This is a genomic window from Pseudomonas sp. NY11955 (assembly GCF_048068035.1).
GTDB lineage: Bacteria > Pseudomonadota > Gammaproteobacteria > Pseudomonadales > Pseudomonadaceae > Aquipseudomonas.
This window is the reverse complement of record NZ_JBLUPS010000007.1, coordinates 1-21,394: the sequence shown is the minus strand read 5'-3', so window position 1 is coordinate 21,394 and position 21,394 is coordinate 1. Positions and strand designations below refer to the sequence as shown.

Here is a 21,394-nt window from a genome sequence, read left to right as displayed (position 1 = left end):
TAACCCAAAGGAATACAACACTATGGACCTGGCCAACCTCAGTGCCTTTATCGCCATTGCCGAAACGGGCAGCTTTTCTGGCGCGGCCGAACGCCTGTTCCTGACCCAGCCGGCCATCAGCAAACGCATCGCCGGCCTGGAGCAGCAGCTGGATGTGCGCCTGTTCGACCGCCTGGGCCGCGAGGTGACCCTGACCGAGGCCGGGCGCGCCCTGCTGCCACGGGCCTACCAGATCCTCAATGTCCTTGATGATACCCGACGGGCACTGACCAATCTGACCGGGGCCGTGAGCGGTCGCCTGACCCTGGCCACCAGCCATCACATCGGCCTGCACCGCCTGCCCCCGCTGCTTCGGGCGTTCACCCGCCAGTACCCAGCGGTGGCGCTGGATATTCAGTTCATGGATTCGGAACAGGCCTACGACGAGATTCTGCATGGCCGCGCCGAAATCGCCGTGATCACCCTCGCGCCCGAGCCGCACCACCTGGTCAAGGCCGTGCCGGTGTGGGACGACGCCCTGGACTTCGTCGCCGCCCCCGAGCACCCACTGGCCAACAACCAGGCAGTCAGCCTGGCCGACGTCGCGCGCCACCCTGCGGTGTTCCCCGGTGGCAATACCTTTACCCACCATATTGTCCAGCGCCTGTTCGAAAGCCAGGGCCTGACACCGAATATCGCCATGAGCACCAACTACCTGGAAACCATCAAGATGATGGTGTCGATCGGCCTGGCCTGGAGCGTGCTGCCGCGCACCATGCTCGACGAACAGGTTGCACCCATCGCTTTGCCCGGCATACAGCTGTCGCGCCAGCTAGGCTACATTTTGCACACGGAGCGTACGCTATCGAACGCGGCCAGGGCATTCATGGCCCTGCTCGACAGCCACGCAGGGTCCGCCTGACCGGCCATCAGCCAGGTATTTCCGATTCCAAGGACGCGTCATACGCCAAAGGTCTGGTACCGATGCCCAAATCAGCAAACCGCTTTTTGCGCCTGCCGCGAATACCTGCGGCCGATCCCCAGGAGTCCGAGCAAGCCTGGCAGAACGCCCCACAACTGCTGGCCGCGCTCAACGGCGCGCGCCTGGGCGCCTGGCTATGGGACATAGAGAGTGGCAGGGTCAGTTGGTCACGGGGCACACAGGCCTTGTTCGGCTTCGACCCGCAGCGGCCATTGCCCGCCGATATTGACTACCTCGACCTGCTGCCCGAGGAAGACCGTGCCCGCACGCGCCAGGTATTCCAGGCGGTGTTCAACGGCGAACCGGTGGAACAGGCCATGCGCCACCGCATCCGCTGGCCGGACGGCAGCCTGCATTGGCTGGAGATCAACGGCAGCCTGACCCACGACCCGCACGGCCGCCCGCAGATGATCGGGGTAATCCGCGAGATCACCCGCCAGCGCGAACGGGAAACGGCCCTGATCAATTCGGAAAAGCGCTTCGCCACGCTGTTCCATCTCAGCCCCAACGCCATTTTGCTGACCCGCCGCCACGACGGCATGATCTTCGAGGTCAACCAGCACTTCGAAGACATGTTCGGCTGGCCCGGCAGCCAGGTGATCGGCAAGACCAGCCTGGAGCTGGGCCTGTGGGTCAACCCCGAACAGCGCCACCAGGTCATGGAGTCGACCCGTGCCAGCGGCGGCCCGCTGATCATGGAGGTGCAATTCCGCGCCACCAGCGGCAAGGTGCATGACGGCATCCTCTGCACTCAGGGTATCGAGCTGGAAGGCGTGACCTTCCTGATCAGTACCTTCGTCGACACCACCGAACGCAAGCGTGCCGAGCAGGCCCTGAAAGACAGCCAGGAGCGCCTGGACCTGGCCCTGGACTCGGCGCAGCTGGGCACCTGGGACTGGCACATCCCCAGCGGCATGCTCTACGGCTCGGCCCGCGCCGCGCAGTTGCACGGCCTGCCGCCGATCCCTTTCCATGAATCGTTCGATGCGTTTTTCGAAGGGGTACCTGAACAAGAACGCAATTCGATGCGCCAGGCCTACCGCAGCCTGCGCGAAGGGCCCGCCGGCAACTACCAGATCACCTACCGGGTGCAGCTGGAAAACGGCATTTCACGCTACATCGAAAGCCGTGCGCGTCTGTACCGCGACGACCAGGGCAAGCCGCTGCGCATGGCAGGCACCCTGCTCGACATCACCGACCAGGTGGAGCGCGAGCAGCGTCTGAGTGCCTCGGAAGAGAAATTCGCCAGCCTGTTCCAGGTCAGCCCCGACCCGATCTGCGTCACCCGCCAGGACACCGGTCAGTTCATCGAGATCAACCCGGCATTCACCCAGACCTTCGGCTGGAGCAGCGAACAGGTGCTGGGCCGTACCGCAGAGGAAATCGGCCTGTGGGCCGAGTCCATCGAGCGTGCGCAACGTATCGAGCGGGTGATCCGCGAACAAGCCCTGAGCAACGTCGCCGTGGTGGTCAACCACCGCAATGGCGCGCCCTTGACCTGTGTGATTTCCAGCCGCCTGATCACCGTCGACGACCAGCCCTGCAGCGTTACTACCCTGCGCGACATCACCCAGCAACAACGCGCCGAGGCCGCGCTGAAGTCCAGCGAGGAGAAGTTCGCCAAAGCCTTCCACTCCAGCCCCGACGCCATCACCATTACCGAACGCCACAGCGGCCGCTACCTGGAAATCAACGACGGCTTTTGCCGCCTGACCGGCTACAGCGCCGCCGAAGTGGTCGGCCACACGGTTTACGAGATCGGCATCTGGGCCGACGACAAGCAACGCAGCGCGCTGCTGGCCGAATTGCGCGAGCGCGGTCGTGTGCACCACCGCGAGATGCTCGGGCGCAACAAGCGGGGCGACATCCTCACCGTGGAGGTGTCGGTGGAACCGATCACCCTCAACGAAGTGGACTGCCTGCTGCTGAATGCCCGCGATGTCAGCCAACTGAAGAACGCCCAGGCTCAGATACGCCACCTGGCCTACCACGACCCGCTGACCAACCTGCCCAACCGCGCCCTGCTGATGGACCGCCTGAGCCAGCAGATCGCCCTGCTCAAGCGCCACAACCTGCGCGGCGCCCTGCTGTTCCTCGACCTCGACCACTTCAAGCACATCAACGACTCGCTGGGCCACCCGGTGGGCGATACCGTGCTCAAGATCATCACCGCCCGGCTGGAGGCCAGCGTGCGCCTGGAAGACACCGTGGCGCGCCTGGGTGGCGACGAATTCGTGGTACTGCTCAGCGGCCTGGAAGGCAGCCGCGAACTGGTGGAAGAGAAAGTCCGCGAACTGGCCGACACCCTGCGCGAGCTGCTGGCCGAGCCGATGTCGCTGGATGGCCAGCGCCTGCAGGTAACGCCGAGCATCGGCGTAGCGCTGATCCCCGACCACGGCGCCACCCCGGCCGATTTGCTCAAGCGCGCCGATATCGCCCTGTACCGGGCCAAGGACTCCGGGCGCAACACCACCCAACTGTTCCACACCACCATGCAGAAGGCCGCCAGCGAGCGCTTGCGCATGGAAAACGACCTGCGCCTGGCGTTGGCCCGTGGCGAACTGGCGCTGCACTTCCAACCGCAGGTGGATGCCCGCGATAACCGTATCGTCGGCGCCGAAGTGCTGTTGCGTTGGCACCACCCGCAACTGGGCCAGCAACCGCCCGCGCAGTTCATCCAGGTATTGGAAGAAAGCGGCCTGATCCTTGAAGTTGGCAGCTGGATTCTCGACGAAGCCTGTGACGCCTGCGCCCGCATGCTGACCGACGGACTGATCGACGCCGACGATTTCAGCCTATGCGTGAACATCAGCCCACGGCAGTTCCGTCAGAACGACTTTGTCGGCCGGGTGTTGCGCAGCCTGGACGACTACCGGCTGCCGCGGCAGATGCTGAAGCTGGAAATCACCGAAGGCATTGTGATCCAGAACCTGGAAGACACCATCAGCAAGATGCGCGAGCTGAAACGCTATGGGGTAAGTTTTGCCATGGATGACTTCGGCACCGGCTATTCCTCGCTGACGTACCTCAAACGCCTGCCTGTGGATGCGCTGAAGATCGACCAGACCTTCGTGCGCGATGCACCGGTCGACCCCAACGACGCGGAGATCGTCCGCGCCATCGTCGCCATGGCCCGCAGCCTGGACCTGGCGGTGATTGCCGAAGGGGTTGAGCTGACCGAACAGCTGGAGTTCCTCGAACGGCTGGGGTGCCACTTGTACCAGGGGTATCTGCACAGCCGACCGCTGCCGCTGCCGGAGTTTCGGCAGATGCTGCTGGAGGCGCCGGCGGACTATTGAGCCCGCGCGCAAACGCAAGAAGGGCACCCGAGGGTGCCCTTCTTCACATCTGCGCTGTCAGTTCAGCGCTGGCTTGTCGCCATTGATCGGGATGCGTTTGGCCTTGGCTTCTTCAGGCACGATGCGCAGCAGGTCGATGCTGAGCAGGCCATTGGCCAGGCCGGCGGCCTTGACTTCGATATGGTCGGCCAGGCGGAACGACAGCTTGAAGGCGCGTTGCGCGATACCCTGATGCAGGTAGGTCACTTCAGCGGCGCCATTGTCGCGCTTGCCACCGGTCACGGTCAGGACACCTTTTTCGACCTGCAGGTCGAGGTCCTGCTCCTGGAAACCGGCTGCGGCAACCACGATGCGGTAGTGGTCTTCGCCATGCTTTTCCACGTTGTAGGGCGGGTAGCTGCTACCGGCCTCGTTACGTGCCGCGGATTCGAACAGGTCGTTGAAACGGTCGAAACCAACGGAATGGCGGAACAGTGGAGCGAGAGAGAAAGCGGTGGTCATGGTCATAAACTCCTGAGATTCAGCAAGTAAGTCATTACGCGACCCGACTTCGGCATCGCGTACTCAAGAGATATGGCCTAGGGGAATGCTTTCAAGGGAAGGGCTAAAAAATTTTTCGGGGCCAGCGGCCTGTAGGAGCAGCCTTGTGCTGCGAAGAGGCCCTTACTGCCATGGAACACCTTTGCCCATACCGGCCCTTTCGCAGCACAAGGCTGCTCCTACAGAAACCGGGTCAGGCGACACAAACCTCCAAGGCCTGCTCTTCAACCCCCAGTAACCGGCTGATTCGCGCGCAGTCATCTTCCCGGCGCAACTCGGCGAACAGCACCACCGCCTCCGGGTAACTGCGGGTCAGCATCGCCAGCCACTGTTTCATCCGCCCCGGCGCATAGCGCGGCGACAACTTGGCCTGGGCCTGGCGCCAGAACTCGCGCAACAGCGGCAACAGGTCATCCCAGCTCATCGGCCGATAGTCACGCCCATCACGTGCCGCTGCGATCTGCAGGCCCAGGTCTGGGCGCGATACCAGCCCACGACCGAGCATGATGTCTTCGGCGCCACTGACCTCACGGCAACGCCGCCAGTCATCGACGGTCCAGATCTCGCCATTGGCGAACACCGGCACCTTGACCACATCCTGCACCCGCGCCACCCACTCCCAATGCGCTGGCGGCTTGTAGCCCTCGACCTTGGTCCGCGCGTGCACCACCAGGTGCGCCGAGCCGCCTTCGGCCAGCGCCGTGGCGCACTCCAGCGCGCCATCGGGGCTGTCGAAGCCCAGGCGCATCTTCGAGGTCACCGGGATATTCGCCGGCACCGCACGGCGCACTTCACGCACGATCGCGTGCAACAACTCCGGCTCCTTGAGCAGTACGGCACCGCCGCGCGACTTGTTCACCGTCTTGGCTGGGCAGCCGAAGTTCAGGTCAATCACCGGCGCCCCCAGCTCGCACGCCAGCGCGGCGTTTTCCGCCAGGCACACTGGGTCCGAGCCCAGCAACTGCACGCGCATGGGCACCCCGGCAGCCGTGCGCGCGCCATGGCGCAGCTCGGGTGCCAGCTTGTCGAACGAAGACGCCGGCAGCAGGCGGTCGCACACGCGAATGAACTCGGTGACGCACCAGTCAATACCGCCCACGCGGGTCAGCACGTCGCGCAGGATGTTGTCGACCAGCCCCTCCATGGGGGCCAGGGCAATTTGCATGTCGGGGTCTCGGCGGAAAAAGCCGGCAGTCTAACAAAAAATGCCGGCGTTTCAGGCACCGATCAGCGCCGGACCGTAGCCCTCGACGAATTCCGCCGGCATGCGCTTGGGCTTGCCGCTGGACAGCTCGATGCAGGCGAAGGTGGTTTGCGCACGCAACAGGGTCACACCGTCACGCGGGCGCTTGAGCTGGAAACGCCGGGTCATGCGCAGGCGCTGGTCCCAGTCGATGATCCAGGTGGCCAGTTGCAGCTCGTCGTCCTCGTAGGCGGCGGCCAGGTAGTCGATTTCGTGACGTACCACGGCCATCGCCCGGTCCAGGCGCCGATACTCGGCCAGGTCCAGCCCCAGGCGTTGGGAGTGGCGCCAGGCGCAACGCTCCAGCCAGGTGACATAGACGGCGTTGTTGGCGTGGCCGAGGCCGTCGATATCCTCGCTACCCACGCGCAGGTCGATGACGAAGGGTGTTGCCAGGTCCCAGCTCATGCACACTCCTGTGACTCGAAAATGTAACATTCCCTTGTAGGAGCAGCCTTGTGCTGCGAAGAGGCCCTCGTTAGCAGTGCATCTGTCGCGGCTCAAAGGGCCTCTTCGCAGCGCAAGGCCGCTCCTACAGGATTCGCACAGAGTGTAACGGATGCTCAAGCGCTTTGGCGCGCAGGCAAAGCAGCCCGGGCCAGCAATTCGAGTACTGCTTCGCCCAGGCGCGGGTCAGCCAGCACCCGCTGGTGGCCGCCCTCTTCCAGCAGCACCAATCGGCTGTCGAACCAGGCCTTGTGGATGACATGAGCCTCATCGGCAGCCACCAAGGCATCATCGGCGGCATGTACCACCAGCCCTGGCAGCTCCAGCTGGTAACCGGTCACATCCAGCCGCGCAATCTGCATGCCCACATCCCGCTCGATCTGGCGAATGAACGCCGCACGCGCCCGTGCTGGCAGCCCCAGGCGATGGGCAAAACCTCGCAACACGCCTAGCAGCCGCGCCGGGGCCGCAATGCTAACCGCCGACTCCGTGCGCAAGCCCATCTGCAGGGCCAGCAACACGCTGGCGCCGCCCATGGAATGGCCAATCACCGCACGCAGCGGTGGCAACTCGGCGGCAGCCTCCAGCAGTGCCCGGGCAAACAGCACCACATTGGCCTGCTCGCCAGGTGAACGGCCGTGCCCCGGCCCTTCCAGTGATACCACCGTGTGCCCGGCCTGGACCAAGGTTTCGATCAACGCGGCAAACTGGGTCGGGCGCCCTTCCCAACCGTGCATCAGCAGTACGGTCGGCCCTTTACCCCAGCGCAGGGCGGACAGGCCAAAGCGCAGGGTAATGCGCTCGGCGCTGGCAAGCACGGGCAACTCCCAATCCCGCGGCGGCAGGTTGCGCGGGGTCATGAAGGCTCGGCGCATCTTGCCCGCGACATGCTCAGGGGCCAGGCGGCCCAGGGTGCCATTGACACCACGAATCCAGCTCAGGGTAGTCATCGCCATGCTCCAGGGTTAAAGCACCGCCGATTTGGCGGCGCGCAGAATACGGTCAGACAAGTCACTGGTACCCAAGGCACGCGCCAACGCCAGGCCACCGACCATCAGGGCCAGGTCGGCCAGCGCTTTATCGGCATCCTCAGGGCAATCAACCATCGCGGCGGTCATCAATTCGATGTGCTCGGCCAGTACTTCGCGGAAGACCTCGGGCAGGCGCTGCATTTCGCCCAGCGAGTTAGGCAGCGGGCACGCGTGCACTTCGGCATCCCGGTGCTTGCGTGACAGGTAGAAGGCACCGGCCAGGGCACGCCGCCCAGCACCATCGAGGTTGGGGTCGATCTGGGCGAGCAAGGCGCGGCGCTCACCCAACAGCTGGCGGAATGCTTCGAGCATCAGCTCGTCCTTGCTGTCGAAGTGGGCATAGAAGCCGCCGACCGTCAGGCCTGCCGCGCCCATCACCTGACTGACGCTGGGCTCGGCCGGGCCATGCTGGATCAGCGCACTGCGCGCAGCTTCCAGAATGCGTTCACGGGTTCTGCTCTTCTTGTCGCTCATCAGGGCACTCGCCATGCAAAATATGATGATCGAAATATTATTCTCATCATATTTTTTGGCAAGCAAAATTTTACGCCACTTGTCAGCTGCGAACTTTTCGGAAGGGAGAAAAACAAAAGGCCCATTCAATAAGCGAATGAGCCTTTAAAGTCCCGCAAAACGCGGGTAAATATGGCGTCCCCTAGGGGACTCGAACCCCTGTTACCGCCGTGAAAGGGCGGTGTCCTAGGCCACTAGACGAAGGGGACGTAACCTTCGCGAAGATCCACTTGCGTGAACCCTGGCAGAAATGGTGGAGCTAAGCGGGATCGAACCGCTGACCTCCTGCATGCCATGCAGGCGCTCTCCCAGCTGAGCTATAGCCCCGAAACAAAAGGCTCATCAATAATCGACGAGCCTTTTTAAGCCCTGCAAAACGCAGGAAAAAGTGGCGTCCCCTAGGGGACTCGAACCCCTGTTACCGCCGTGAAAGGGCGGTGTCCTAGGCCACTAGACGAAGGGGACGTAACCTTCGTGCCGATCCGCTAACGCGAACCGCGGCAAAATTGGTGGAGCTAAGCGGGATCGAACCGCTGACCTCCTGCATGCCATGCAGGCGCTCTCCCAGCTGAGCTATAGCCCCGGATTTCTAGCCTCGCGGCCCAGCGACATCGTGAAACATCGCTTGTGCAAAACTGGCGTCCCCTAGGGGACTCGAACCCCTGTTACCGCCGTGAAAGGGCGGTGTCCTAGGCCACTAGACGAAGGGGACGAACCTTCTTACCTTCAAGACCCGGTTGCTGGACCCGGTCTTGCTTATCAGCCTTGGCTGCTAAGCGGAATTTGGTGGAGCTAAGCGGGATCGAACCGCTGACCTCCTGCATGCCATGCAGGCGCTCTCCCAGCTGAGCTATAGCCCCACAATGTCGCTTTGAACCGAATCGCTGGCTGGGTGCCTGGCGTTTCGTTTTCGTTCATCGCTGTGGACGGGGCGCATATTAAGATCGGATTGCACAGCTGTCAAACTAATTTTTTAAAATATTCAAAAAAATTTTCACAGATAACAATCACTTACCGCCCTGCCCCAGTTCTCAGAGGTTTAGCTGAACCTGTAGGAGCGGGCTTGCCCGCGAATGCGATGGTAAATTCAACACCGCATTCGCGGGCAAGCCCGCTCCTACAGGTCAGGGATAACGCTGAATCAGGCGATAGAGGCCAGCAGCTTTTCCCACTCTTTGTTTTCTTTCTTCGACACGCCACCCAGCAGGTCCAGGGCCTGGCGCAGGCGGTAGCGGGTCAGGTCGGGGCCGAGGATTTCCATGGCGTCCAATACCGAAACCGAGCTGGCCTGGCCGGTGATGGCGGCGAACATCAACGGCATGGCGTCACGCAGTTTCAACTCCAATGCCTCGACCACGGCCTGAATGCAACCGGTGATGCGCTCTTTTTCCCACTGGCGCAGGCTTTCGAGCTTCCACAGGATCAGCTGGATCACCTGGCGCACCTGGTCGGCCGACAGCTTCTTGCTTTCGAACAGCTTGGCATCCAGCTTCAATGCGCCTTCGAAGAAGAACCCACCCAGCGGGGCAACCTGGCTGAAGGTTTCGACGCGGCCCTGCACATGCGGGGCGATCTTCATCATGTAGTCGCTGTTGAACGCCCACTTCTGCAGGCGCGCGGCAAACTCCTCGACCGGCAGCTCGCGCAGCCACTGGCCGTTGAGCCAGGACAGCTTCTCGATGTCGAAGATCGGGCCACCCAGCGAGATACGCGACAGGTCGAAGTGCTCGACCATTTCGGCCAGGGAGAACTTCTCGCGCTCGTCCGGCATCGACCAGCCCATGCGGCCCAGGTAGTTGAGCATGGCTTCCGGCATGAAGCCCATGCGCTCGTAGAAGGTGACCGAAGTCGGGTTCTTGCGCTTGGACAGCTTGGACTTGTCCGGGTTACGCAACAGCGGCATGTAGCACAGCTTGGGTTGCTCCCAGCCGAAGTACTCGTACAGCTTGATCAGCTTGGGCGCCGACGGCAGCCACTCTTCCCCACGCAGCACATGGGTGATGCCCATCAGGTGGTCGTCGACCACGTTGGCCAGGAAGTACGTCGGCAGGCCGTCGTTCTTCATCAGCACCTGCATGTCCATGCGGTCCCACGGGATTTCGACATCGCCGCGCAGCATGTCCGGGACCACGCACATGCCTTCGCTCGGCACCTTCATACGGATCACGTGTGGCTCGCCAGCGGCCAGGCGGCGCTGTACTTCCTCGGCGCTCAGCAGCAGTGCGCGGCCGTCGTAGCGCGGGGTTTCGCCGCGGGCTTGCTGCTCGGCACGCATCTGGTCCAGCTCTTCAGCGGTGCAGAAGCAGTAGAAGGCGTGGCCAGCGTCAACCAATTCCTTGGCGTATTTGGCGTAGATCTCGCCACGCTCGCTCTGCCGGTACGGGCCGTGCGGGCCGCCGACGTCCGGGCCTTCGTTCCATTCGATGCCGAGCCAGCGCAGGGCGTCGAAGATCTGCTGCTCCGACTCGCGCGTGGAGCGCAGCTGGTCGGTGTCTTCGATGCGCAGGATGAACTCACCGCCGTGCTGCTTGGCAAAGCAGTAGTTGAACAGGGCGATGTAGGCGGTGCCGACATGGGGGTCGCCGGTCGGCGATGGCGCGATACGCGTGCGTACGGTGGTCATGGAGGGTCTCGAACGAAAGATGAAACAAAGGCGGGATGTTAGCAGGAGGCAGGCACCGGGCTCCAGCAATGGCGCGAACGTCACTTGTCGACAGGCCCTGCGGCGCTGTTAAATTTATTTACATTTCTGGAACGATAGTCCCCATGCCTGCCCAACTCAAACGCCGCCTGGCGATCTTCTTCACCCTGGTGGCCATCGTCGCCCTCGCCTTCCTGGCCCACTGGTACTTCAAAGGCCGCTTCTACGAGAGCACCGACAATGCCTACGTGCAGGGCGAGATCACCCGCATCTCCAGCCAGCTCGGCGCACGTATCGACAGCGTGCCGGTCGAGGACAACCAGCATGTCAACAAGGGCGACCTGCTGGTGCGCCTGGAGGCCGCCGACTTCGAACTGGCAGTCGAACGTGCCCGCGCCGCCTTGGCCACCCGCGAGGCCGAGTACGCACAAGCGCAAAGTCGCCTGACCCAGCAAGGCAGCCTGATTGCCGCCGGCCAGGCGCAGGTGGCGGCCAACCAGGCCACGTTCGACCGTTCACGACTGGACCTGAGCCGCGCCGAGAAGCTGCGCAAGCCGGGCTATGTCTCTGAAGAGCGGGTCACCACCCTGTCGGCCGACAGCCACGTTGCCGGGTCCCAGGTCGACAAGGCCCGCGCCGACCTGCAAAGCCAGCGCCAGCAGGTCAATGCGCTGAACGCCGACCTGAAACGCCTCGATGCGCAAATCGCCAATGCCCGCGCCGACCTGGCCCAGGCGGAACTGAACCTGACCCGTTGCGAAATCCGCGCCCCCATCAACGGCACCATCGGCCAGCGCAATGCGCGCAATGGCCAGGTGGTGCAGGCTGGCGCCTACCTGCTGTCGATCGTGCCGGACGAAGACATCTGGGTGCAGGCCAACTTCAAGGAAACCCAGATCGGCCAAATGCAGCCCGGTCAGCGCGTCGAGCTGTTGTTCGACAGCTACCCCGACACACCGATCGAGGGCCGAGTGGACAGCCTGTTCGCCGCTTCCGGCGCGCAATTCAGCCTGCTGCCGCCAGACAACGCCACCGGCAACTTCACCAAGGTGGTGCAGCGTATCCCGGTGAAACTCACCTTCGGCGCCGACAACCCGCTGCATGGGCGTATCCGCCCCGGCATGTCGGTCACCGCCACCGTCGACTTGCGCCGCGAAGACGAAGGCCAGCATGGCCGGTGACCCGCTGCTGCGCCCCACTGCGGAGCCGACCCGGCGCGACTGGATCGCCGTGATGAGCGTGATGCTCGGTGCCTTCATGGCGGTGCTGGACATCCAGATCACCAACTCCTCGTTGAAGGACATCCAGGGCGCACTGTCGGCGACGCTGGAAGAAGGCTCATGGATTTCCACCTCGTACCTGGTGGCGGAAATCATCATGATCCCGCTGACCGCCTGGCTGGTGCAGCTGCTGTCGGCGCGGCGCCTGGCCGTGTGGGTATCCGGCGGCTTCCTGCTGTCGTCGCTGCTGTGCTCGATGGCCTGGAACCTGGAGAGCATGATCCTGTTCCGTGCCCTACAGGGCTTCACTGGCGGCGCGCTGATCCCGCTGGCCTTCACCCTGACGCTGATCAAGCTGCCCGAGCACCACCGCGCCAAAGGCATGGCGATGTTCGCCATGACCGCCACGTTCGCCCCCTCCATCGGCCCCACCCTGGGCGGCTGGCTGACCGAGAACTGGGGTTGGGAATACATCTTCTACATCAACATCCCACCGGGCCTGGTGATGATCGCCGGCCTGCTCTACGGGCTGGAGAAGAAGGAGGCGCACTGGGAACTGCTGAAAAGCACCGATTACGCCGGCATCGTCACCCTGGGCGTGGGGTTGGGCTGCCTGCAGGTGTTTCTCGAGGAAGGTCACCGCAAGGACTGGCTGGAGTCGAACCTGATCGTCGGCCTTGGCAGCATCGCCCTGGTCAGCCTGATCACCTTCGTAATCCTGCAGTTTTCCAAACCGCACCCGCTGATCAACCTGCGTATCCTGGGTAACCGTAACTTCGGCCTGTCGAGCATCGCCAGCCTGGGCATGGGCGTGGGCCTGTACGGGTCGATCTACTTGTTGCCGCTGTACCTGGCGCAGGTGCAGGGCTACAACGCCCTGCAGATTGGCGAAGTGATCATGTGGATGGGTATTCCGCAGCTGTTCCTGATCCCATTGGTGCCGCAACTGATGAAGGTGGTGTCACCCAAGGTGCTGTGCGCGTTGGGGTTTTGCCTGTTCGGTGCCGCCAGCTTCGGCTCGGGTGTGCTCAACCCGGACTTTGCCGGGCCGCAGTTCAACCATATCCAGATCATCCGCGCCCTGGGCCAACCGATGATCATGGTGACCATTTCGCTGATCGCCACGGCGTATATCCAGCCGCAGGATGCCGGGTCGGCGTCGAGCCTGTTCAATATCCTGCGTAACCTGGGCGGGGCCATTGGCATTGCGCTGCTAGCCACCCTGCTGGATGCACGGACCAAGGTGTATTTCGACTACCTGCGCGAATCGGTGGTGCCGAGCAACCCGCAAGTGGCGGAGCGACTGGCGCAACTGGCGGAACGCCTGGGCAATGACAATGCGGCGCTGGGCAAGCTGAGCGAGATAACCCACCAGCAGGCGTTGATCATGGCTTACAACGATGCGTTCCACTTTGTCGGGATCGGCTTGGCGGTGAGCATGGTGGCGGTGTTGCTGACCCGCAAGCTGCCGCAGGGGCTGAAGGCCGGGGAAGCCCACTGAGTTAGCTGTTCGCGGGCTTGCCCGCTCCCACAGGGATTGCTGTAGGAGCAGCCTTGTGCTGCGAAAGGGCTTGAATACCCCAAGAAGAATTAAGCCAATAATGGCCTCTTCGCAGCACAAGGCTGCTCCTACACAGGGCTGTGTGGTAGCTGTGGGAGCGGGCAAGCCCGCGAAGAGGCCGGTGCAGCCAACGAACGCGATCAGCTGGTAATCAAGCGCTCGCGCAGTTGGGCAATCTCGTCGCGCAACTGCGCCGCCGCTTCGAATTCCAGGTCGCGGGCGAACTGCATCATCTTCTCTTCCAGTTGCTTGATGCGCTTGGTGATTTCGCCCGGCGTACGCAATTCGGCCTCGTAACGGGCGCTCTCCTCCGCGGCCTTGGCCATGCCCTTGCGCTTCTTGCTACGCGCGCCAGGCACTGTGGCGCCTTCCAGAATGTCGGTGATGTCCTTGACCACACCTTTGGGCACAATGCCGTTGGCCTGGTTGAAGGCAATCTGCTTCTCGCGGCGGCGCTCGGTTTCATCGATCGCTCGCTGCATCGAGCCCGTCACATTGTCGGCGTAGAGGATGGCACGACCATTGAGGTTACGCGCAGCACGACCAATGGTCTGAATCAGCGAGCGCTCGGAACGCAGGAAGCCTTCCTTGTCTGCATCGAGGATCGCCACCAGCGACACCTCGGGCATGTCCAGGCCTTCGCGCAGCAGGTTGATGCCCACCAGCACATCGAAGGTGCCCAGACGCAGGTCACGGATAATCTCCACCCGCTCCACAGTGTCGATGTCCGAGTGCAGGTAGCGCACCCGCACGTCGTGGTCGGCCAGGTAGTCGGTAAGGTCCTCGGCCATGCGCTTGGTGAGCGTGGTGGCCAACACCCGATCGCCCTGCGCAACGCGTTTGCGAATTTCCGACAGCAGGTCGTCGACCTGGGTCAGCGCCGGGCGCACCTCGACCTGCGGGTCGACCAGACCGGTCGGGCGCACCACCTGCTCCACCACCCGCCCGGCATGTTCAGCCTCATAGGGGCCTGGGGTGGCCGAAACGAAAATGGTCTGCGGGCTGACATCCTCCCACTCGTCGAATCGCATCGGCCGGTTGTCCAGCGCCGAAGGCATTCGGAAGCCATACTCGACCAGGGTTTCCTTGCGCGAGCGGTCGCCTTTGTACATGGCGCCAACCTGCGGAACGCTGACGTGGGACTCGTCGATCACCAGCAACGCATCGGCCGGCAGGTAGTCGTACAGCGTAGGTGGCGGCGCCCCGGCCGGGCGCCCGGACAGGTAGCGCGAGTAGTTTTCGATGCCATTGCAGTAGCCAAGCTCGAGGATCATCTCCAGGTCGAAGCGGGTGCGTTGCTCCAGGCGCTGCGCCTCGACCAGCTTGTTGGCCTTGTGCAGGTACTCCAGGCGCTCCTTCAATTCTTCCTTGATGCCCTCCACGGCTTCCAGCAGGGTTTCACGCGGGGTGACATAGTGGCTCTTGGGGTAGAAGGTGAAACGCGGCAGCTTGCGGAAAACCTCGCCGGTCAGCGGGTCGAAAGCGGCGATGTTCTCCACTTCGTCATCGAACAGCTCGATGCGGATGGCCTCCAGGTCCGATTCCGCTGGGAAAATGTCGATCACGTCGCCGCGCACGCGGAAGGTGGCCCGGGCAAAGTCCATTTCGTTGCGGGTGTACTGCAGGTCCGCCAGGCGGCGCAGCAGCGCGCGCTGGTCGAGCTTGTCGCCACGGTCTACGTGCAGGACCATTTTCAGGTAGGTCTCGGGGCTGCCCAGGCCATAGATGCACGACACGGTGGTGACGATGATCGCGTCGCGCCGCTCCAGCAGCGCCTTGGTCGCCGACAGCCGCATCTGCTCGATGTGGTCGTTGATCGAGGCGTCCTTCTCGATGAAGGTATCCGATGAGGGTACGTAGGCTTCCGGCTGGTAATAGTCGTAGTAGGAGACGAAGTATTCCACCGCATTGTTGGGGAAGAACGCCTTGAACTCACCGTACAGCTGCGCGGCCAAGGTCTTGTTCGGCGCCAGCACCAGGGTCGGGCGCTGCACCTGCTGGATGACGTTGGCAATGCTGAAGGTCTTGCCTGAGCCCGTCACGCCGAGCAGCGTCTGGTGCGACAGCCCCGCCTCGATGCCTTCGACCAACTGGCGGATGGCCTCGGGCTGGTCGCCGGCCGGCTGGAAACGGGTGACGAGCTGGAACTCGGACATGACGGACCTCGCGGTGCTGCAGCAACTGTAAATTTAGCCAGTAGTCTATACCCAAATGCGCCCGCCCGGGGGCGCTTTCAAGGCACAGCTGTGAACGCGTGTAACGGTGGACCCGGCAATTAGACCAATGGTCGAAAAAAATTTGCGCAAATAACCTGAAAAGCTGCGCCAGAGTGTCGCGGTGACCGGTCGGTATCACTATACTGACTCCCCGTTTGTGCACCGCTTCAGTGCATTCGGCTGGAGCGTGTACGTCCTATCACTCTCCAATCAGAGCCGAAGTAACAATGAGCCTGTTTTCCGCTGTCGAGCTGGCACCCCGCGACCCTATCCTGGGCCTCAACGAAGCATTCAACGCCGACCCACGTACCGACAAGGTCAACCTGGGCGTGGGCGTGTACTGCAATGAGGAAGGCCGCATCCCGCTGCTGCGCGCCGTGATCGAAGCCGAGACCCAGCGTGCCGCACAGCACGCCTCGCGCGGCTACCTGCCGATCGACGGCATCGCCACCTACGACCAGGCCGTACAAAAGCTGATCTTCGGCGCCGAGTCGCCACTGCTGGCCGCTGGCCGCGTGGTCACCGTGCAGGCCGTCGGCGGTACCGGCGCACTGAAAATCGGTGCCGACTTCCTCAAGCGCATCTCGCCCAACGCCGTGGTCGCCATCAGCGATCCAAGCTGGGAAAACCACCGTGCGCTGTTCGAGTCGGCCGGCTTCCCGGTGCAGACCTACCGCTACTACGATGCGCCGACCAACGACGTCAACCGCGCCGGCATGCTCGAAGACCTCAACGCCCTGCCGTCCGGCTCGATCGTGGTGCTGCACGCCTGCTGCCACAACCCGACCGGCGTCGACCTGAGCCTGGACGACTGGAAAAACGTGCTGGAAGTGGTCAAGGCCAAGGGCCACGTACCGTTCCTCGACATGGCCTACCAGGGCTTCGGTGACGGCATCGCCGAAGACGCCTTCGCCGTGCGCCTGTTCGCCGAGTCGGGCCTGGAGTTCTTCGTTTCCAGCTCGTTCTCCAAGTCGTTCTCGCTGTACGGCGAGCGCGTCGGCGCACTGTCGGTCGTCACCGCCTCCAAGGACGAGAGCACGCGCGTGCTGTCGCAGGTCAAGCGCGTAATCCGCACCACCTACTCCAACCCGCCAACCCACGGCGCAACCATCGTTGCCACCGTGCTGAACAGCGCCGAACTGCGCCAGATGTGGGAAACCGAGCTGGCTGAAATGCGTGAGCGCATTCACGGCATGCGCAAGCAGATGGTTTCGCTGCTGGCCGAATACGGCGCCAACCGCGACTTCAGCTTCGTTGGCCGCCAGGTAGGCATGTTCTCCTACTCGGGCCTGACCGTTGATCAAGTCGCTCGCCTGAAGAACGACTTTGGCATCTACGCCCTGGATACTGGCCGTATCGCCGTGGCCGCACTGAACCAAAGCAACATCCACGTGGTCACCAAGGCGATCGTCGAGGTGCTGTAACTCATTGTTTTGCCTTGGGGTGGCTTGACTTCCCCTGGGCAATCAGTAAGATACGCGCAGATTCCGCGATAGCTCAGTCGGTAGAGCAAATGACTGTTAATCATTGGGTCCCTGGTTCGAGTCCAGGTCGCGGAGCCAAACACTGAAAAAGCCCCCGGGTGCGCAAGCAACCGGGGGCTTTTTCGTTGCATCGTATTTACTGGCCTAGCGCCTCTGTCACCGGCTTGCCCTCGTCCACCAGGCTCCAGACCAGCAGCTTGGCCGGCTGGGTCTTGCTGGCATTGCGTGACACGCCATGCACGGTGCCAGGCGCCTCGTACCAGTACTCGCCGGCCTTGTAGGTCTTTTCCTGCTCATTGTTGAGCTTCGATACCACCGTCCCCTCCAACACATAGGCCATCACTGCGCCTGGGTGCTGGTGCGCGGGCGATGCTTCGCCGGGGGCGTAGCTGACGGTAAGCATGACGGCGGTTTTGCCGGGGGCGTTCGAGGGTTGCTGTTGCTGCAGGACTTTGACCTGATCGGCAACGTCGCCATGGGCCCAGACGGGGGACTGGGCGGCGAGCAGAGCGAAAAGGACGAGGCTCAGGGGTTTCATGCTGGGGTTCTCCTGGATGGCAATTGCCAGCAGGTTAGGCCCTGATTGGCTGAAGACAAATGGCCAATTCGAGGTAAAAGCAGGGGGCCGATTTTTCCTGTGGCGGCCTCCTCGCGGGCTTGCCCCATAAGAGGCCTGCACCGTTAACAAGAAGTCAGCTACTACGCCCAATCGGGTAGAACTCACCCTGGCTCCACACCCCAAGCCATTCCTCACCATCGATTTCACGCGGCACGGCCAGCGCCACCAGTTGGTAGAACACATTACGGTGAATCAGGGCTTCGAGGTTACTGCGCATCAGCACATACGGCGATGGCTCCTGCGTCACCGGATCGATCACCACCCGCAGGGGGTTATCCGGCCCGGCATCCACCTGGTCCTCGACATTGCTGGTAAAGCGCAGCACTTGCTGTTCGCCTTCGCCCTGCACTTCCAGCAGCACGGCCACGAACGGCGCATCGTCGACACGAATGCCAACCTTCTCTACCGGGGTAATCAGAAAATAGTCATCGCCATCGCGGCGAATGATGGTAGAAAACAGCCGCACCATCGGCTTGCGCCCGATCGGCGTGCCCAGGTAGTACCAGGTGCCATCGCGGGCGATGCGCATGTCGATGTCACCGCAGAAATCCGGGTTCCACAGATGCACCGGCGGCAGCCCCTTGGCTTTAGGGATCTGCGCCAGAAGGTCGTTGGCCTTGCCGGAGTCGCTCATCACGCTTGCCTCATTCACTCATGCCCAGAAGGCTACGAGCGTACTCGCGCATTGGCGCGCCAAGCAAATCCTCTGGGGTGTTGTCGTGGAACGTCAACAAACCGCCACGGCTCTTGATGCGTGCAGTGTCGATCAGGTAGCGGGTGCTGGTTTCGATCAGCATCATCTGCACCACGCCAGTGTCCCAGCCCAGGCGGTCTACGGCCTGTTCGTCATACCACTCGTCACCGTTGCCGATGCGGTCGTCGGTGCGTGCGAAACGGGTGTACAACACGTAGTCGGCACCTACCGAGCGCGCCTGGGCAATGGCCTCTTCCAGGCCCAGCGGGCCCTGGGCGCGGCGCACCATTGGGAAATACTCGACGAAGCTCTTGAAGGCTTGCTCGGCCACTGCGTTCTGCCGTGGCACCGGCCCCTTGCCCGGCGGCACGAAGGCGCCCTGGCCGATGAAGATGAACGAATCAGGCTGCAGGCGGATAGACAGGGTGCGACGGGTTTCGCTGTGATCCAGCAGGCCGGCATCGCTCATGTGATAGCGGACGCCCTCGCCCATATCGCTGACATTCATGCAGCCGCCCAGCGCCATCAGCGCCAGCGGCAAGACCAGGCTACGCATCTTTCCTCCAGTGACCGGCGACGAAAAACCGGCGAATGGCTGGCGGATGCAGCTTTTGCGCCAGCTTCAGCCACCAATCACCTTCATGATCGTCACGCCCCCGGAAAACGCCAGGTCCTGCTTGTCTGCCAACGCTTTGACCAGCAACCGCTGCAGGGCTGGCAGCGCCTGATGGCGCGGCTGCTCCAGCAGGTCACCGACGAAATGGCGGTTGCCTGACGACAGGCAGCCATGCAACCAGCCCGTGGAAGACAGGCGCAAGCGTGAGCAGGTACGGCAAAACGGCACGCTCTCATTGGCGATGACACCGAAATAGCCCTTGCCGGGGATTTGATAACGCAAGGCGGTAGCGTCCAGCGGCGCGTCGACCTGGGCATAGGCGTGCTGGCCGCCAATCAGCGCGAGCAGCTGGTCGAGGCTGACGAACTGTTGCAGGAAGGCATTATTGTCACGGGCCAGGTGGCCCATGCGCATCAGCTCGATGAAACGCAGCTCGAAGCCGCGCTCCAGGCAGTAATCCAGCAGCGGCAGCACCTGGTCGAGGTTTTGCCCACGCATCGGCACCATGTTCACCTTCACTCGCATGCCCAAGGCGCTGGCCTGCTGCATACCGGCCAGCACGCTGGCCAGGTCGCCGCCCCGGGCGATGCGACGGAAGGCTTGCGGGTCGAGGGTATCGAGGGAAACGTTCAGGCGACGAATACCGGCAGCCTGCAGCTGAGGCAGTTTACGCCCTAGCAGTTGGCCATTGGTGGTCAGCGAGATATCGTCGAGGTCGAGCTTGGCCACAGCCCCCAGGAAGGTGTCCAGCCGCGGGCTGACCAGCGGTTCACCACCGGTGATGCGCAGGCGCTCGATACCGGCGGCTTCGATCAGGTAAGCCACGCCACGGGCCAAGGCGTCAGCCGAGAGTTCGTCCTGCGCCGCCACCAGGCGCTTACCGTCGGGCACGCAATAGGTGCAGGCGTAATTGCAGGCAGCCGTCAGGCTGACGCGCAGGTTGCGAAAACGCCTGCCTTGACGATCGACGATCATGATTGACTCCGGCATGGATGAAGGGGCCGGCGAAACCTGACTCAAAAATCAGGTTTTTGCAAGCCCCTGCACATCGTCGAAAGCCAGCGGCCCTTTGTAGGAGCAGCCTTGTGCTACGAAGGGGCCGGTACAGCCACGTAGATATGTGCGGGAGAGAGCGGCCCTTTCGCAGCACAAGGCTGCTCCTACAGGTAGTGCGAACTACCGATTCAGTTCGTCGGTTCCGGGTCGCGTTTGCGCTTGTTGCCCATGCGCACGCCGATGTCCATCAAGAACTGGAAGAAGCCTTCCTGGTCTTCCAGCACATTGCTCCAGAACGGCGAGTGGTACAGCGCCACGGCGCCATGCACCAGCGCCCAGGCGGCGCAGTAGTGGAAGTACGGCGGTACGTCTTCAAGCTTGCCTTCGCTGATACGGCCTTTGATCAGCTGGGTCAGGCGGTCGAAGTTGGAGGCACGAATGCTGTGCAGCTGCTCGACCATTTCCGGTACCTGGTTGCCTTTGACCACCTTTTCTTCAAGGCGGTCGAACAGCCGATAACGTTGTGGGTCGCGCATGCGGAACTCGAAGTAGGCGCGCGACAGGGCTTCCTTGTCGCGGTCGACATCGGCCGAGTGCAACAGCGCATTCAGGTCGCGCTCGTAGTCGAGCATCAGGCGCAGGTAAATCTCCGCCTTGGACTTGAAATGCTTGTAGATCGTGCCTTTGCCGATGCCCACGGCGTCGGCGATCATCTCGACGGTGACGCTGTCTTCGCCCTGTTCGAGAAACAGCTTGAGCGCGGTGTCGAGGATTTCCTGTTCGCGACGGCGAAACTCACGGACCTTACGAGGTTCTTTCTGCATGGGAAGGACTGGATGACAATCGAAGCGGTTTATTATGCCTAACTTGCGGGAAATTGCACGGATCATCCACGCATGTCTGTGTTTCACGATGCATACGGCCATGCGCTACGGGAGGAACGAATCGTTGGCGTATTCCAAATCTGTTTAAAAAACGACCAATATGCACTGGCACTGCGCCAAACCTGACCAATACTTGAAGTGTTGGCGCGGCGCATCCCCCCCAAGTGGCGCGCCGATAAAGGTGCTCAGGGACCGCGTACCTTTGTTTTACTCCTAATGGTCTTAACCCGGATTCCCCCCCCAGAACCCGGGTTTTTTTTGCTTACGCGACGGGCCGCAAAGCGGCCCGCACTCCCGCTCGATATTTGTACTGTGCTTTTGATCTTGATCTTGATCTTGATCTTGATCTTGATCTTGATCTTGATCTTGATCTTGATCTTGATCTTGATCTTGATCTTGATCTTGATCTTGATCTTGATCTTGATCTTG

The 21,394-nt window shown here is 62.4% G+C and carries 18 protein-coding genes and 7 tRNA genes; 6 read left to right on the top strand and 19 right to left on the bottom strand.

The genetic code is table 11. The features are described from left to right. The first annotated feature begins 22 nt into the window (after positions 1–22). Positions 23–901, top strand: coding sequence for a LysR family transcriptional regulator (locus ACNFBR_RS14750; RefSeq protein WP_416735577.1), 879 nt, complete (start codon positions 23–25; stop codon positions 899–901). Between the two features lie 62 nt (positions 902–963). Continuing rightward, positions 964–4,260, top strand: a complete 3,297-nt coding sequence (locus ACNFBR_RS14745; protein WP_416735576.1) for a PAS domain S-box protein — start codon at positions 964–966, stop codon at positions 4,258–4,260. Between the two features lie 57 nt (positions 4,261–4,317). Here the strand turns inward: ACNFBR_RS14745 and ACNFBR_RS14740 are convergent, their stop codons facing one another. The 12 genes from ACNFBR_RS14740 to gltX all read right to left on the bottom strand — a co-directional run bounded on the left by ACNFBR_RS14740 (position 4,318) and on the right by gltX (position 10,657). Further along, entirely contained in the window at positions 4,318–4,761 is a 444-nt protein-coding gene (locus ACNFBR_RS14740) for an Hsp20 family protein (protein WP_019473804.1), read from the bottom strand. 232 nt (positions 4,762–4,993) lie between these two features. Next, positions 4,994–5,965: a tRNA dihydrouridine synthase gene (locus ACNFBR_RS14735; protein WP_416735575.1), complete on the bottom strand. Its 972-nt coding sequence runs from the start codon at positions 5,963–5,965 to the stop codon at positions 4,994–4,996. Positions 5,966–6,016: 51 nt separating this feature from the next. Beyond that, positions 6,017–6,451 (bottom strand): acyl-CoA thioesterase, encoded by a 435-nt coding sequence (locus ACNFBR_RS14730; protein ID WP_016500875.1) that lies wholly within the window; start codon positions 6,449–6,451, stop codon positions 6,017–6,019. Between the two features lie 155 nt (positions 6,452–6,606). Continuing rightward, a complete protein-coding gene (locus tag ACNFBR_RS14725) occupies positions 6,607–7,440 on the bottom strand; it encodes an alpha/beta fold hydrolase (RefSeq protein ID WP_416735574.1) in 834 nt (277 codons plus the stop codon). Between the two features lie 15 nt (positions 7,441–7,455). Continuing rightward, positions 7,456–7,995: a TetR/AcrR family transcriptional regulator gene (locus ACNFBR_RS14720; RefSeq protein ID WP_416735573.1), complete on the bottom strand. Its 540-nt coding sequence runs from the start codon at positions 7,993–7,995 to the stop codon at positions 7,456–7,458. Between the two features lie 172 nt (positions 7,996–8,167). Further along, positions 8,168–8,243 (bottom strand) — tRNA-Glu (locus ACNFBR_RS14715). Positions 8,244–8,285: 42 nt separating this feature from the next. Beyond that, a tRNA-Ala gene (locus ACNFBR_RS14710) sits at positions 8,286–8,361 on the bottom strand. A 62-nt stretch (positions 8,362–8,423) separates the two neighbouring features. Further along, a tRNA-Glu gene (locus ACNFBR_RS14705) sits at positions 8,424–8,499 on the bottom strand. A 42-nt stretch (positions 8,500–8,541) separates the two neighbouring features. Next, positions 8,542–8,617: transfer RNA gene (locus ACNFBR_RS14700), tRNA-Ala, on the bottom strand. Between the two features lie 53 nt (positions 8,618–8,670). Continuing rightward, a tRNA-Glu gene (locus tag ACNFBR_RS14695) sits at positions 8,671–8,746 on the bottom strand. 72 nt (positions 8,747–8,818) lie between these two features. Further along, positions 8,819–8,894: transfer RNA gene (locus tag ACNFBR_RS14690), tRNA-Ala, on the bottom strand. A gap of 281 nt (positions 8,895–9,175) precedes the next feature. Continuing rightward, positions 9,176–10,657 carry a glutamate--tRNA ligase gene (gltX, locus tag ACNFBR_RS14685; protein ID WP_016715155.1) on the bottom strand — a complete coding sequence of 494 codons (1,482 nt, stop codon included), beginning with the start codon at positions 10,655–10,657 and terminating at the stop codon, positions 9,176–9,178. Between the two features lie 143 nt (positions 10,658–10,800). On the opposite strand from gltX, the gene ACNFBR_RS14680 reads away from it, so the two are divergent. Both ACNFBR_RS14680 and ACNFBR_RS14675 read left to right on the top strand, forming a co-directional pair. Then, complete coding sequence (locus tag ACNFBR_RS14680; protein WP_416735572.1) at positions 10,801–11,856, top strand: HlyD family secretion protein; 1,056 nt, start codon at positions 10,801–10,803, stop codon at positions 11,854–11,856. A 49-nt stretch (positions 11,857–11,905) separates the two neighbouring features. Then, positions 11,906–13,396 (top strand): MDR family MFS transporter, encoded by a 1,491-nt coding sequence (locus tag ACNFBR_RS14675; RefSeq protein WP_416735830.1) that lies wholly within the window; start codon positions 11,906–11,908, stop codon positions 13,394–13,396. 200 nt (positions 13,397–13,596) lie between these two features. Here the strand turns inward: ACNFBR_RS14675 and uvrB are convergent, their stop codons facing one another. After that, positions 13,597–15,612 carry an excinuclease ABC subunit UvrB gene (gene uvrB, locus ACNFBR_RS14670; RefSeq protein ID WP_416735571.1) on the bottom strand — a complete coding sequence of 672 codons (2,016 nt, stop codon included), beginning with the start codon at positions 15,610–15,612 and terminating at the stop codon, positions 13,597–13,599. A 287-nt stretch (positions 15,613–15,899) separates the two neighbouring features. Between uvrB and ACNFBR_RS14665 the strand changes: the two genes are divergently transcribed. Beyond that, a complete protein-coding gene (locus ACNFBR_RS14665; protein ID WP_416735570.1) occupies positions 15,900–17,096 on the top strand; it encodes an amino acid aminotransferase in 1,197 nt (398 codons plus the stop codon). Positions 17,097–17,158: 62 nt separating this feature from the next. Further along, positions 17,159–17,234: transfer RNA gene (locus ACNFBR_RS14660), tRNA-Asn, on the top strand. Positions 17,235–17,292: 58 nt separating this feature from the next. On the opposite strand, the gene ACNFBR_RS14655 is transcribed toward ACNFBR_RS14660, so the two are convergent. The 6 genes from ACNFBR_RS14655 to ACNFBR_RS14630 form a co-directional block, all read right to left on the bottom strand. Next, positions 17,293–17,694, bottom strand: a complete 402-nt coding sequence (locus ACNFBR_RS14655; RefSeq protein ID WP_416735569.1) for a cupin domain-containing protein — start codon at positions 17,692–17,694, stop codon at positions 17,293–17,295. Between the two features lie 154 nt (positions 17,695–17,848). Next, positions 17,849–18,409, bottom strand: coding sequence for a DUF1285 domain-containing protein (locus ACNFBR_RS14650; RefSeq protein WP_416735568.1), 561 nt, complete (start codon positions 18,407–18,409; stop codon positions 17,849–17,851). Between the two features lie 10 nt (positions 18,410–18,419). After that, positions 18,420–19,025, bottom strand: a complete 606-nt coding sequence (locus tag ACNFBR_RS14645; protein WP_416735567.1) for a DUF4823 domain-containing protein — start codon at positions 19,023–19,025, stop codon at positions 18,420–18,422. 66 nt (positions 19,026–19,091) lie between these two features. Further along, the gene (locus ACNFBR_RS14640; RefSeq protein ID WP_416735566.1) at positions 19,092–20,060 is read right to left on the bottom strand and encodes a GTP 3',8-cyclase MoaA; all 969 of its coding nucleotides are present in this window, start codon (positions 20,058–20,060) and stop codon (positions 19,092–19,094) included. Between the two features lie 209 nt (positions 20,061–20,269). Continuing rightward, positions 20,270–20,905 (bottom strand): TetR/AcrR family transcriptional regulator, encoded by a 636-nt coding sequence (locus ACNFBR_RS14635; RefSeq protein WP_012271171.1) that lies wholly within the window; start codon positions 20,903–20,905, stop codon positions 20,270–20,272. A gap of 282 nt (positions 20,906–21,187) precedes the next feature. Further along, positions 21,188–21,394: hypothetical protein (locus ACNFBR_RS14630; RefSeq protein WP_416735565.1), on the bottom strand; the 207-nt coding region annotated here is incomplete at its 5' end.

Bases quoted from the DNA above. Each gene is read 5' to 3' on its own strand.
- ACNFBR_RS14680 (WP_416735572.1), top strand. From the start codon at position 10,801: ATGCCTGCCCAACTCAAACGCCGCCTGGCGATCTTCTTCACCCTGGTG.
- ACNFBR_RS14750 (WP_416735577.1), top strand. From the start codon at position 23: ATGGACCTGGCCAACCTCAGTGCCTTTATCGCCATTGCCGAAACGGGC.
- ACNFBR_RS14735 (WP_416735575.1), bottom strand. From the start codon at position 5,965: ATGCAAATTGCCCTGGCCCCCATGGAGGGGCTGGTCGACAACATCCTG.
- ACNFBR_RS14665 (WP_416735570.1), top strand. From the start codon at position 15,900: ATGAGCCTGTTTTCCGCTGTCGAGCTGGCACCCCGCGACCCTATCCTG.
- ACNFBR_RS14730 (WP_016500875.1), bottom strand. From the start codon at position 6,451: ATGAGCTGGGACCTGGCAACACCCTTCGTCATCGACCTGCGCGTGGGT.
- ACNFBR_RS14655 (WP_416735569.1), bottom strand. From the start codon at position 17,694: ATGAAACCCCTGAGCCTCGTCCTTTTCGCTCTGCTCGCCGCCCAGTCC.
- uvrB (WP_416735571.1), bottom strand. From the start codon at position 15,612: ATGTCCGAGTTCCAGCTCGTCACCCGTTTCCAGCCGGCCGGCGACCAG.
- gltX (WP_016715155.1), bottom strand. From the start codon at position 10,657: ATGACCACCGTACGCACGCGTATCGCGCCATCGCCGACCGGCGACCCC.
- ACNFBR_RS14640 (WP_416735566.1), bottom strand. From the start codon at position 20,060: ATGATCGTCGATCGTCAAGGCAGGCGTTTTCGCAACCTGCGCGTCAGC.
- ACNFBR_RS14650 (WP_416735568.1), bottom strand. From the start codon at position 18,409: ATGAGCGACTCCGGCAAGGCCAACGACCTTCTGGCGCAGATCCCTAAA.
- ACNFBR_RS14725 (WP_416735574.1), bottom strand. From the start codon at position 7,440: ATGACTACCCTGAGCTGGATTCGTGGTGTCAATGGCACCCTGGGCCGC.
- ACNFBR_RS14635 (WP_012271171.1), bottom strand. From the start codon at position 20,905: ATGCAGAAAGAACCTCGTAAGGTCCGTGAGTTTCGCCGTCGCGAACAG.
- ACNFBR_RS14745 (WP_416735576.1), top strand. From the start codon at position 964: ATGCCCAAATCAGCAAACCGCTTTTTGCGCCTGCCGCGAATACCTGCG.
- ACNFBR_RS14740 (WP_019473804.1), bottom strand. From the start codon at position 4,761: ATGACCACCGCTTTCTCTCTCGCTCCACTGTTCCGCCATTCCGTTGGT.
- ACNFBR_RS14720 (WP_416735573.1), bottom strand. From the start codon at position 7,995: ATGAGCGACAAGAAGAGCAGAACCCGTGAACGCATTCTGGAAGCTGCG.
- ACNFBR_RS14645 (WP_416735567.1), bottom strand. From the start codon at position 19,025: ATGCGTAGCCTGGTCTTGCCGCTGGCGCTGATGGCGCTGGGCGGCTGC.